The 13,757-nt window shown below is 35.6% G+C and carries 7 protein-coding genes; 1 reads left to right on the forward strand and 6 read right to left on the reverse strand.

All coding sequences use genetic code 11. The features are described 5' to 3' along the window. Positions 1 to 190: 190 nt before the first annotated feature. The 4 genes from O9307_RS00090 to O9307_RS00105 all read right to left on the reverse strand — a co-directional run bounded on the left by O9307_RS00090 (position 191) and on the right by O9307_RS00105 (position 7,323). Complete coding sequence (locus O9307_RS00090) at positions 191 to 1,651, reverse strand: glycoside hydrolase family 30 beta sandwich domain-containing protein (protein ID WP_298293878.1); 1,461 nt, start codon at positions 1,649 to 1,651, stop codon at positions 191 to 193. 137 nt (positions 1,652 to 1,788) lie between these two features. Then, positions 1,789 to 2,670 (reverse strand): hypothetical protein, encoded by an 882-nt coding sequence (locus O9307_RS00095; RefSeq protein WP_298293881.1) that lies wholly within the window; start codon positions 2,668 to 2,670, stop codon positions 1,789 to 1,791. A gap of 16 nt (positions 2,671 to 2,686) precedes the next feature. Beyond that, positions 2,687 to 4,201 (reverse strand): RagB/SusD family nutrient uptake outer membrane protein, encoded by a 1,515-nt coding sequence (locus tag O9307_RS00100; RefSeq protein WP_298293884.1) that lies wholly within the window; start codon positions 4,199 to 4,201, stop codon positions 2,687 to 2,689. 14 nt (positions 4,202 to 4,215) lie between these two features. After that, positions 4,216 to 7,323 carry a TonB-dependent receptor gene (locus tag O9307_RS00105; protein ID WP_298293886.1) on the reverse strand — a complete coding sequence of 1,036 codons (3,108 nt, stop codon included), beginning with the start codon at positions 7,321 to 7,323 and terminating at the stop codon, positions 4,216 to 4,218. A gap of 346 nt (positions 7,324 to 7,669) precedes the next feature. Here O9307_RS00105 and O9307_RS00110 point away from each other — a divergent pair, with 346 nt between their 5' ends. Then, positions 7,670 to 10,543 carry a triple tyrosine motif-containing protein gene (locus O9307_RS00110; RefSeq protein ID WP_298293888.1) on the forward strand — a complete coding sequence of 958 codons (2,874 nt, stop codon included), beginning with the start codon at positions 7,670 to 7,672 and terminating at the stop codon, positions 10,541 to 10,543. A gap of 38 nt (positions 10,544 to 10,581) precedes the next feature. On the opposite strand, the gene murF is transcribed toward O9307_RS00110, so the two are convergent. Together murF and gldJ are read right to left on the reverse strand one after the other, a co-directional pair. Beyond that, positions 10,582 to 11,865: a UDP-N-acetylmuramoyl-tripeptide--D-alanyl-D-alanine ligase gene (gene murF, locus O9307_RS00115; protein WP_298293891.1), complete on the reverse strand. Its 1,284-nt coding sequence runs from the start codon at positions 11,863 to 11,865 to the stop codon at positions 10,582 to 10,584. 67 nt (positions 11,866 to 11,932) lie between these two features. Then, a complete protein-coding gene (gldJ, locus tag O9307_RS00120) occupies positions 11,933 to 13,618 on the reverse strand; it encodes a gliding motility lipoprotein GldJ (RefSeq protein WP_298293894.1) in 1,686 nt (561 codons plus the stop codon). Positions 13,619 to 13,757: the final 139 nt, after the last annotated feature.

Below are 13,757 nucleotides of genomic sequence, written 5' to 3' on the forward strand. Positions count from 1 at the left end.
GAGATTTTAGATTGAAGATTAACGAATTTAGATTTTGGAACAAGTGAATAAAAATTAAATGATTTTCAGTATCTTATACATCAGCAATCAAAAATCGTTAATCAAAAATCAGCAATCATTTTATCATTTAACCCTTAACTTAATGACATTGGTTTCGCTCCTTTTTTTCCTATTCCTGTTTTTGCTGATATTAATACAGCAAGGTCTGAATGCTATGTGGCGGTATTGTAGCTACGGTTTTCTCGGAAGCAATCATCAAATTGTAGGTGACTTCTTTGTCGCTTTGGTTCATGACGACGGTGACCATGGAGCCATCTGCATTTTGAAAAGAGGTGCTGAGTAGATTACTGCGACTAGAAGCGGTGGCCACTCTGCGCGCTTGAGGGCGAATGAATTTGGCAAAATGACCAATGTAATAATAAGACGGCGTGTAGATTAAGGCTCCCGATTGAGAGTCGGCATGGATGGGCGCGAAGCAAAAATTCCCCACGTGATTAGGCCCTCCTTTTTCGTCGAGGAGAATATTCCAATCGGTCCAAGCTACGGTTCCGTTGTTAAAATCATGTATCATTGAAGCTCCATATCGTTCGGCATTTGGCCAAAACTGGTATTTTTGGGCGTCGAATTTTTCGATACAACCCTCGGTAAAAATGAGGTTTTTGTCTGGAAAAGCTTCGTGCACTTTGGCTACATTGTCATACATTGGCGCGCCTCCTGCCCAAGTTTCGTACCAGTGAAATCCCATTCCCCAAGCGTACTTAGAGGCTTCGGGGTCGGTAAAAATCACATTGGCTCTTTGGTTCATCAAATCGCGGTTGTGGTCCCAAACAATGATTTTTTTGTTGCCTAGTCCTTCTTTTTTTAGAGAAGGTCCTAGGTAGTTTTTCAAGAAGTCTCTTTCGTCTTCGGCAGAGAAAACACAAGATTCCCAAGTTTGTACTGCCATAGGTTCGTTTTGAATGGTCAATCCCCAAATAGGCATTCCTTCTTTTTCGTAGGCTTTGATAAACTTGGCGTAATAATTCGCCCAAGCTTGGTAATAGTCTGGCAAGAGTGTTCCGCCTTTTAGCATTTGTTTGTTGCTTTTCATAAAGGCTGGTGGGCTCCAAGGAGAAACGTAGGTTACTATTTTTCCGCCTGCAGCTTGAGTGGCTTGCTTAATCATTGGGATTCGGAATTGTTTGTCGTGGTCAATAGAAAATGTTTTCAAATCCTTATCGCCTTCTTCGATATAAGTATAGCTTCCACTGCTAAAATCAGAGCTATGAATTGTTGTTCTTAGCAATGAATAGCCTATGCCTTTTTGTGTATCGTAGTAAGCAGTTAAAAATTCTTGTTGTTTTTCTTTTGACAACTTGGCAAACACTTCGGCACTAGCATCCGTTATGGCACCACCAATTCCAATCAAGGATTGGAATTTTCTTTGGGGCTCAACAAAAATAGATATTTCTGTTTCTAGCGGTTGCGCTGCTTTTGCAAAAACCAAATGAGCTGTCGGGCTTAATCGCAAGTCGGTATTGGCTACTGTGGTGTAAACGGTTACTTTTTTTCCAGCTGTTGTAAACGCTTGTTTTCCTTTGCTTTCCTTTTGTTGTGCAAAAAGGGTTCCCATAAGAAGCAAACAGAATAGAGATATAGCCGATTTTTTCATTTTATTCAATTTTATTTTAAATGACTGATAATTAATTATGTAAGTTACGTACTTTTTTAAAAAATAGCCCATAATCAAGATGAGAATGGGCTATTAACAACAAAACTCAAAACTTAACTCAACTAACTTAAACAATCTTATTTTCCTCTAAACTCCACTTTGGAAATGGTAATTCCACTTGGAGTAAATGTGTTTCCGCCGCAGCGAATCACTAGATATATTTTTCCGGTTTGACTAAATTTTACAGTGTTCGAAATAACTCCAGCGGCATTTTTTACACAGCCCACAACTGATAGTTTCCCAGAGAAAGCGGCTTTTGCACAACCGTCCCAAGTACTTAATCCCATCACTTTGTTGTCTTTGTATTCTACACCTGAAGCTGGTACTGTAGTTCCAGCATACACTTCGAACCAAGTTTCGTTCGAACCATTGTTTGAAGAAACTAGCATATCTATGGTGTATTCTTTATCTTTTACCACATCGATAGCTTGATAAATGGCTTCTTGAGCCCAACCACCATTAGAGTTGATGGTAGCGCTTCCGGGTTTGAAGTTCCATTTGGCAGCGCCAGAAGGACTCAAATTAGAACTGCTCCATTGTGCGTGATCGGCAGCAGTGGCGAAATTGCCCCCTTTTACCAAATTCCCTTTTAGTGGGTCTGAAGTGGTTACTACAATTTCTTTGGTCATGGCATTTTCGGCTCCACCTCTTCCTACAGCAATATGTGTGATCTTGTAGGTTCCTGCATCTGGAAGCGAAATTTTCTCAGTCATTTTTCCAGAATACACTCCATCGCCAATATTCCATTTTGAGGCGATAACATTTTGGGTTTGTGCTTCTAGCTTATAAGTATTGACTGCACCCTCTACTGGTGTAATGGTAAATGAAGCGTCTACATTAGCATCGGTCAATCCGTTTCCATCAATTGCGTCATCAGGTTGACAGCTTAGCAAAGTACTTACTGATGCAAAAGCAAAGAATAAGTAAATGGCTCTTTTTGAAATTATATTTACAAACATATTTTTTGATTTACGATTAATAATTTGGATTTTGAACCAGTTTGGTGTTCTCTAATTCCTTCAACGGAATAGGCCAGATTTCGTTTTTACCAGCAACAAAACCTCTACTTGCTAAAACAGCTGCTGCTCTTCCTGTACGAACTAAGTCGAACCAACGGTGCCCTTCGCAAGCCAATTCTAATCTTCTTTCAGCCATAATTGCATTTATTGAAACTGGGACAGATTGTAAACCAACTCTAGCACGAACGGCATCAAGAAGCGCTTGAGCTCTAGTTCCTGTTCCGCCCAAAGCTTCAGCTTCCATCAAGTAAGTGTCAGCCAAACGCATTACATAAACGTTTTGTTTGTAGTTCAAAACTGCATCCCCACCACCAGTAGTTACATCGGCAGTAGTAGGCATGAACTTTTTGATAAAGTACCCTGTGTCTTTATATCCTGGAGAATAGTCGGCAAGACCTTGAGCTTTCAAATCTTTCATATCAACAATGGTTGCACTAAAACGAGGGTCGTTTTTTAAGGCATTATACAAATCAACAGTGATTGGATTGAAACTCCAACCCGCAGCATAATCGGGTGCTGTAGAGTTAGCTGGTCTAGAATATCCTCTAGGTCCAACCATTACGTTAATAGAATTTCCTTCATCAGAACCTGAGCCCCAGTTACCCCAACCAGAATTACTTTTGTTGGTATGAGACACTTCGATAATTGCCTCTGAATTGAATTTGTTACTAATTACCCATAAATCAGAATATTTAGTCAATAATTTATACCCAAAAGGACTTGTTCCTCCAGGTGTTCCATTTACTTCAGCCAATTCAGCAGCCGCCAAAGCATTTTTGCCTTGGTACAAATACACTTTTCCAAGTAATGCTTTAATAGCACCTTTAGTAAAACGTCCAGATTCTGTAGTAGGGTTAATAATGGTATTAGGCAAATTAGGAATGGCTTCTTTCAAATCTTTTTCGATTTGTGCGTACACATCTTCAGGTTTTGCTTGTACTACGTTATAAACTTCACTGGTAGGGATTGGGGCCGTAATCAATGGAATGTTTTTGAATAAACGCACTAACTCAAAATAGTAGTAGGCACGCAAGGCTTTCGTTTCAGCAGTAAATCTTGCTTTTTGAGCATCGGGCATAGGAACATTTGGCAATTTTATTAATAACGTATTGGCTCTAAATATTCCTTGATAAAAATTATTCCAAAAACTTCCTGGAATGGTTACTTGACTAATAGAATAATCTGAAAAAGATTGCATACCGTTTCCGTCCGTAGCTCCACCTCCACCAGCATAATGATCATCAGAACCTGCATTCATCATACATACCATATTTTCAAAACCTCCAGATTGTTTGCCTAGTACATCATAAACAGCTACAAGTCCAGAATAGGCTTCGGCTTCGTTTACATAATAGTTTTCTTCTAAAGCAGTTCCTTTTGGTTCTACTTCTAAAAACTCATCACTACATGACGCGGCCACAAATAGTAGGGCAAACGCATGGATAGTATATTTTAAATTTCTTAGTTTCATGATTTTACGTTTTATTAAAATTGTAAATTAACTCCCAACATAAATGTTTTGGCCTGAGGATAAAAACCTCTGTCAATTCCCATTACACCACCACCAATCTCAGGATCGTATCCAGAATATTTAGTAAAAGTGAATAAGTTTTCACCTGTCAAATACACTCTAGCTTTAGCAATGCTAACTTTTTCGAGTATGTTGCTTGGTAAAGAATACCCAAATTGTATGGTTTTGAATCGAAAATAATCACCATCTTCTAAATAAAAATCAGAAGGATTATTGAAGTTTTTATTCGTATCGTTTGTTGTTAATCTTGGGAAAGTATTTGATGAACCTTCTCCTGTCCAACGCCCCAAAGCTTCGGTTTGATAATTGGCATTAGCAATATCTAATCTGCGCAATCCTTGGAAAATTTGATTTCCAGCTACACCTTGTCCAAAAACTAATAAGTCGAAGTTTTTGTATTCTAAATTAAGGGTAAAACCAAAAGTAAAATCTGGTAATGGATTTCCAATGAAAGTTCGGTCATCAGCAGTGATTGTTCCATCACCGTTAACATCTTTCCAACGAAAATCTCCTGGAACTGCTCCTGGTTGAATTAATTGTCCTGAACTGTTGGTATAGGCATTAACTTCGGCTTGATTTTGAAAAATACCATCCGTTTGGAATCCAAAGAATGAATTTACAGCTTGGCCTACTTGTGTTCTTGTGATAGGATAAGTGCTAGATTGGAACCCTACTCCACCTGATAAGAAATTAATTCCGTTTCCTAAATAAGTCACTTCATTTTTCACATATGATACATTGGCGTTTGCAGAAATAGATAACTCACCTATTTGTTTTTTGTAACCTAACTCTACATCAAAACCTTTGTTGGTCATATCAGCCACGTTACCTACTGGACTTCCAGTTGATCCTACATAACCTGGAAGGGTCACGTCTTGAAGAATTCCTGTTGTCTTTTTAGTATACAAATCAAATCCTAAATTGAAATCATTAAACAAACGCGTTTCAAAACCAACGTTCAACTGACTTGTTTCTTCCCATTTCAAATCTGGATTAGAAGGTGCGTTTGGACTATTACCTACAGTTACTGAACCAGCATTTCCGAAGGTGTAATTTCTTCCTCCGCCAATAGTGGCTAAATATCTAAAATCGCCAATTGCATCATTACCTGTAACACCATAACCCCCTCTAAACTTAAGTAAGTTCACGATGTCATTTTCTTTCCAGAACTCTTCTTTAGAGACTACCCATCCTAATGAAAATGAAGGGAAAGTTCCATATTTGTTATTAGATCCAAAACGTGATGATCCGTCTCTTCTAATAATACCCGTTACCAAGTATTTTTCGTTGTAATCATAATTCAATCTAGAAAAAATAGATGTCACCACATGATTATTGCCAGTGTAAGCATAAGCATCAATCTGATCTTGTGGTATACTAAAATTGAAAGAAGCATCTTTGTAACTAGTTACCGGAATGTTGAAATATGTTACACCATGTCCGCTGGTAATGTTATCCACATACGCACCTTGTCCCAACAAAACGCTAAAACTGTGTTTGTTAATTTTAGTACTGTAAGAAGCGGTGTTTTCGATATTCCATCCAAAACCCTTATTGGTACTTCTGAAAATATTGTTTTTCAAATTGATAGTTGATGAATTCAAATAAGAAACCGGTGTAAAACTCTCATCACCCCAATAAGCCAATTTACCTCCAAGTGTACTTCTTACTTTTAAACCTTTGATAGGCTCAATTTCAAGATAAGCGTTCCCAACAAAATTATCTGACCAACTATAATTGCCTAATCTAGTTTGAATATAAGCCAATGGATTGGTCATTTCTTGTCCAACATAATTTGAAATGCCATAAGGATTTCCATTTTTGTCTCTAAAGATTCCATTATTAGTATAAGGTGCAGCACCTGCAACAAGAGGATCTGTAACCACTAAGGGAGTAATTGGATCTAAATTGATAGCTGAACTTAAAGGCCCTCCAAATTCGCTATTGGTGTTTCCAATCCCAACATTTTTCTCTCTTGAATAGCCTAAAGTTTGTCCAAAAGTGATGCCTTTTGCAATTTTGTGGGTAGAGTTCAAACGAATGTTTTTACGGATATAATTTGAGATATCTGTGGCTACAATTCCTTCTTGATCTAATAGACCGAACGAAACAAAATAAGTCGACACATCATTACCTCCTGTTAAGCTAATTTCATGACCCACTCTTTGAGCATTATCATTAAAGATTGCATCTTGCCAATCGGTTCCTTTTCCTAGTGCATTAGGATTAGGGAACAAAATAGACTGATTCGCTGCTGCATGTGCTTCGTTATTCAATGTAGCATATTGTGTAGCATTTAATAAGCCTAATTTTCTAGCTGGTGACGAAACTCCCGTATAACCTGTGTAGCTCACACTCATTTTGCCTGATTTTCCTTTTTTGGTAGTCACCAAAATTACCCCAGTTGCAGCTCTAGCTCCATAAATTGCCTGAGAAGCAGCATCTTTTAGCACCTCTATAGATGCGATATCAGATTGATTCAAATAACCAATTCCTCCTGCATCGACCACTACTCCATCAACAACCCAAAGCGGTTCGTTGTTTCCAAAAGTGGTAATACCCCTAACTCGAATAGTAGCTGATGAACCGGGTTGTCCAGAATTGGCCGCAATAGTCAAACCTGAACTTCTTCCTTGCAAAGCTTGCTCCACACGAGTTAATGGCAAACTCTCCAAATCTTTAGCTTTGATACTTGAGATAGCTCCAGTAACAACACTTTTCTTTTGTGTTCCATACCCCACAACAACTACTTCATGTAGATCCTGTGATTGTGTTTTTAATTTAAAATCAATTTCGGTTCTACCGTTAATCAATTCTTGAATTGTGTTGTAACCAATAAAACTAACAACTAGCGTACCGTTCGATGGAGCTTTAACTGTAAAGCTACCATCATAATCTGTAGTAGTTGCCACTTTTGATCCCTTTACAGCAACAGTTGCTCCAGGAACCAAAAGCCCATTTTCGTCTACTACTTTTCCTTTTACTATGGCATCTTGAGCAAAGCCGAATAAGGAAAACAAGAGTGACGAAAAACAAAAAATAAGTGTTTTTGTAAATTTCATTTTTCTAAAAATTTTGGTTAATTAATTTGTATTTTCTCGCAATACTACAGGTTATTTCTTTAAATTCATATTTAAAAATCCATACAAAAACACATCAATGAGTAAAAATAAACTTTACAAAAACTTATCAAAAAAAATACAAAATATTCATTTTCAGTATTTTAAATTGCAATTAGTATTGTTTTAAAAAATTACAAAAACTAAAAGAAACACTACATTTGTGTAAACAAGAATGTTTTTGAGGCTTTAACAAAATTTAAACAATAAAAGCCTTTATTTTAAGACATTTTTCAAACAAAAAGAAAACGTTTTCGTTTAATTATCAAATTTTCAGTCCCTTTGTTTTATGATGAACAACTTCCAAAAAAAAACCTATTCATTTGTTCTTCTCTTCTTCATTTCAATGCTTTTTGCTCAAGTAAAAAATATAGGGCTTCCTGATATTAAAAATTACACCCGAGCCGACTACAAAGGGGGCACTCAAAATTGGAACATCGATCAAGATAAAAATGGAAATCTTTATTTTGCCAACAACAATGGCTTATTTCAATTTGATGGAACGACTTGGCGCAACTATAAAATGAGCAATGCAGATGCCATTCGCTGTTTAAAAATAGATCCCAGTGGAAAAATTTATGTTGGAGGATATAACGAATTTGGTTATTTTGAACCCAATGAAAAAGGAAAATTAGTCTATCGTTCCCTAACCTATTTAGTGCCCAAAACAAAAATCAAAACCATTGATTTTGTTTGGAAAATACATTTGTTTAACAAAGGTGTCGTTTTTCAAGGCTTTTCTAAAGCTTTTTATTTAAAAAATAATACCGTTCAAACAATAAATGCCCCCAAACGTTTCCAATTCTCATTTTTAGTCAACGGAAGATTGTACCTACAAGATATCGCCAATGGCTTATTGGAATACAAAAACAATACGCTCTATACTTTACCTGGAACCAAACAACTTAATACAACCGAAGTTTGGAGCATTATTCCTTTGCCAAATCAAAAACTTCTAATTTGCACCTTGAATAAAGGTTTGTTTACCTATTCCAATGGCTTATTACAACCTTGGAATACCGAAACCAATGCTTTTGTCAAAAAAAATAGCTCTTTAGGGGGAATTGCGATTAAAAACAAATTCATAGTAATTAACACGGTTTTAAATGGAATAATCGTTTGCGACACCAATGGAAAAATCATTCAACATATCAACCATAAGAAAGGATTACAAAACAACACCGTTTTAACCTCCTTTATAGACAACAAAAACAATATTTGGCTAGGACTAGACAACGGAATTGCTTTTGTTAACGAGAACTCACCATTTACTTATTTTGGATTTAGTTATGACATCAGTACGGTGTATGCTTCTATCGTTTATAATCAAAATCTCTATGTTGCTACGAATAGAGGTGTCTTTTATCACAGTTGGAATCAAAACTTCAAAGAAGATGTCTTCAAATTAGTAGAAGGAACAACGGGACAGTCTTGGAACATTCAAGTCATAGATAATCAATTATTATGCGGAAACAATAATGGTGCTATGGTAATTCAAGGAGATCGCGTGCACCAAATTTTGGATACTAAAGGATATTTTGGTTTCAAAAAAATCCCAGGAAAAGGCAATTTTATGATTGGATCTAATTATAATGGCTTTGCTTTGTTTGAAAAAAAAGGAAGTAATTGGATGTATCGCCATCAAATATCGGGCTTTGATCATTCATCGATCTTTTTTGAAATAGACCCAGAAACAATATGGCTAAAAAAGGATGGCCTTTTGTATCAAATGACTTTATCACAAGACTTAAAAAGCTATGCGAAAATTAAAATTCATAAGGTAATTATGCAACGATATTCAGGAATTGGAAGTATTCAGCGAATAAACAACAAAGTTTATTTTCAAACCAAAAATCATTTCTTTAAATATTCAAACGAGCAGGAACAGTTTTATGAAGACAAAACCTTAAGCAAGCTTTTTCAAAAAATCCCCTTGGTGAATTTAGTTTATGAAGATCAATTAGGTAACATTTGGTACACTTACGGACAAGGTTTGGGCATGTTACAAAAACAGAACAATCGCTATCACAATTGTGTAGCACCATTCTCTAATCTTACTGGCGAGCTCGTGAGCGACTATCTTTCTATCAATGCAATTGATAAAAAAAATGTTTTCATCGGATTAACCGATGGATTAGCACATTACAACCCCGAACAGGCGAATAGTTTTGTAACAATCCCAAAAGCTTTTATTAGAAATTTTTCCTTCCAAAAAGACACATTGCTTTTAGGAAACGGACAAGAAACTACCACAAAATACACACTCCCCTATTCCTCAAATCATGTGCAATTCTCCTTTTCGTCACCTACGTATGAAAACTTAGACAATGTAGAATTCTCCTATCAACTTGATGGTTTTGACGAAAAATGGAGTCCTTGGTCTAGAATGTTTACCAAAGAATACACCAATTTAAGTGAAGGAAGTTATGTGATGAAAGTAAAAGTCAGAAACAGTTATGGCGTGCAATCAAAAGAAGCCACGATAAGGTTTATCGTGATGCCGCCTTGGTACCGTCACTTTTTTGCTTACCTGCTATATTTAATTGCAGCAATTGCAGCGATACTTTACGTTCAAAAAACCGTAAAAGCAAAAATCAGAAAAAATAAATATTACGAGACCATTGAACAGAGACGATTGTATTTAGAAAAAGAATCAAAAATTCGACAAGAACAATATTTATTAGAGAAAGAAATAGAAAAATTAAAAAATGACCAACTAAAAATAAAAATCTTAGCCAAAGACAAAGAGCTGGTTAACAACTCGCTCCAAGTAGTAAAAAAGAACAAAACACTCAATGGTATAATCCATAAACTAAAAGAAATCAATCATGATAACTTGGATGACACCTTGAAAACACAATTTACCAAACTCCAAAAGAGTATCGTAAAAGAGGTACATTCGGATAAAAGCTGGAAGGATTTAGAAAAACATATCAAAAATGTACATTTTGATTTCTTAAAGAGATTAAAAGATCAATATCCAACAATCACTCCAAGAGAATTAGATTTAGCCACTTATCTCTTAATGAATATGTCTACCAAAGAAATAGCAGAAATCATGAACATATCTAACGGTGGCGTAGAATTAGCGAGATACCGACTACGCAAAAAACTAGAATTGAACAAAAAAGAAAATCTAATTGGCTTTCTAATGAAAATTTAACCCCACAAAAAACGCAACTTTTTACAGTTGCGTTTTTGTTATAAAAAATGTAAAGTTCGTTCTAAAGCCATGCCTCTAGAGCCTTTTATCAATAAGGTAGCATCGAAAAAAGGATGATGAATCAAATAATCCGAAAATGCATCAAATGTTGCATAAAAATGAAAATTATCCTGGACAACCGCACAATCAAAAAAAGCATTTCCAATAAAAAAACAACGTACGTCAGGAACTCCAGATAGACGTTGAACCAACTGTTGGTGTTCGAACAAACTTTCTTCTCCTAGTTCAAACATATCCCCTAAAACCATTATTTTGTTAGGTTTTTCCAATTGAATAAAGTTATCAATAGCAACAGCCATACTACTCGGATTCGCGTTATAAGCATCTAATACTATAGAATTAGAACCTTTGACAACCATTTGCGAGCGATTGTTCTCAGGAATATATTGTTCTAAAGCCTCTTTAATCAATGCAAAAGGTACTTTAAAAAAAGTTCCAATAGCGAGTGCCGCGTTGATGTTATTGGCATTATACAAACCTATCAAATGAGTAACAATTGAAAGACCTTGATAAGTAATAGCTACAAAAGGATTTGCTTCAACAGAAGTAATATTACTATCAGCTTCTGACTTGTTCACTCCAAAAGTATAAGAAGAAAGCTCTTTTGATTTTTCTACTTGGATGGGATCCTCAAGATTTATAAAAGTGGTTTTATTTCCAAGAGACAAATAAGTATACATCTCACTCTTTCCTTTTATTACTCCTTCAACGCCGCCAAAACCTTCTAAATGAGCCTTCCCAAAATTAGTAATGTAACCATAATCAGGAGTGGCTAGTTGACAAAGAAATTCGATTTCTTTTTGGTGATTTGCTCCCATTTCAACTACTCCTATTTCTGTTTCTTTAGTAAACGAAAGTAAAGTCAAAGGCACGCCAATATGATTGTTTAAATTACCAACTGTTGCCTTTGTATTGAATTTTTTGGAAAGAACGGCGTGAATTAGTTCTTTGGTAGTTGTTTTGCCATTGCTCCCTGTCAAAGCAATAATAGGAATTTTGAGATAATTTCTATGATATTGCGCCAATTGTTGTAGTGCCGACAAACTATCTTTTACCAAAATCGTTCTCTCATCAATGTAATAATCAGAATTGTCAATTATAACGTATTTAGCTCCTTTAGAGAGAGCCTCCTCTGCAAATGTATTGGCATCAAAATTTTCGCCTTTAATAGCTACAAATAATGAGTTAGGTAAAATTTTACGTGTGTCAATAGAAACAGAATCACATTGTAAAAATAGGTTATGAATGCTAGCTATATCCATAATAAATAGAATTAAAACAATAAAAGCCCTAATCAAAGGGCTTTTATTATAAGTATACTAAAGTAAATTAATTTCTTGGTGATTTTCTTTTTTGTGCTTTTGGTCCAACACTAGACATTGCACATCTAAAACCAATATAATCTGTTGCCATATCTTGTGGCAAATATCTTCTTTGAGCTGGATCTAACCAATACGCTCTATCTCTCCAAGATCCTCCTTTGAAAACACGAACTTCATCATTAATCAAAGTTGTTCTTTTACTTGAAGAATCATATTTTCTAGACATTTTCCCTAAACTATCTACAGCTACATTGTGCTTAGGTGAGTTGTACATTTTGTGCGCATCTTTATCTTTCTTAGTTTCGTCACCTGAGTTACCAAAATCATAAAAACGAGTAGATTGTTTGTCACCGTCTCTGTAGTTGATGTTATTACTCTTATCAAAGTTTTGTCTTAAATAAGTTTCATTTTCATCAACAGGTACCTGTGCAATTTGGCCTGGATAAGCTCTTGCAACAATTTTACCATTACTTAACGTATCGTATTCAATAGTTTTAGTGGTAACAATCTCAATTTTACCATCTTTACCAATTTTGTTTTTGGTATACAAATTTCCTCTAAAATAGTTGAAGTCATTCCATTCGTTATCAATAATAGGGCGATACACATCAGCAACCCATTCAGCAACGTTTCCTGCCATATCATATAAACCAAAATCATTGGCTGGATATTTTTTTACTTGATTAGTAATGTCAGCTCCGTCATCAGACCAACCTGCTATTCCACCATAATCACCATTTCCTTGTTTGAAATTGGCTAATTGATCACCTCTACCAACACGTTTACCAGAACGAGTATAACTACCAGACCAAGGGTATTTCTTTTGACCTTTATAAATATTGTATTCTCTTTGTCCTACATCGGCAGCAGCAGCATACTCCCATTCCGCTTCGGTAGGCAAACGGTACTCAGGCAATAAAATACCCGAAGAACGTTGTGCATAAACATTTTTTTGCTCTGCCACTTTACCGTCTTTTCCAGCTTTGGCTGGTTTTCTTTTGGATCTTTCTTTAAGAACAATTTCTTCATTTCCTCCATAAACTGAAGTTGGTGAAGCTAAATACGTCTCAGAACTGAATGTATTTTCAGCAGAAACATCATTTGTTTTAGCATTTTTCTTTAAAAATCCAGCTTTTTCAAGCATACTTTCGTTAACACGTTCTGTTCTCCATTTTGCGAACTCATTGGCTTGAATCCAATTTACGCCTACAACAGGATATTCAGCATAAGAAGGATGTCTCAAATAATTATTAGTCATCGTTTCATTATATCCTAATCGATTTCTCCAAACTAAAGTATCAGGAGAAGCTCCTTCGTAAATGTTTTTGTAATTTTCTTCTGTTGGTGGAAAAACTTTTTTCAACCATTCTAGATACTCTAAGTACATAGAATTAGTCACCTCGGTTTCATCCATATAAAAGGATTGAACGTGTTGTTGCGTTGGAGAGTTGTTCCAATCATGCATTACATCATCTTGGACTCTACCCATAGTAAAAGTTCCTCCTTCTACGAAAACCAAACCAGGGCCAGCTTGATTTTTATTTTTTGCAGCAACATTTTTCTGACGATCTAAGTTCCATCCAGTTGCTCTTGAAGCATTACTAGAGCTAGACTTCTTACTACAACTAGCTAATCCTGCAATCAATAAAATTGAAACAATCAATTTTAAGTTCAAAATTTTCTTTACTTTCATACTATTAATAGGTCATAATTTGGTGGCGCAATATAACAATTAACCTTTTACCTACAACACCAAAATTTAATAATTTTAAAGGGGCTAAATTAATTTTATCCGACCCCTGTATACCAACGCAAAAATATATTTTTTATTG

This window comes from Flavobacterium sp. (assembly GCF_027531905.1).
GTDB lineage: Bacteria > Bacteroidota > Bacteroidia > Flavobacteriales > Flavobacteriaceae > Flavobacterium.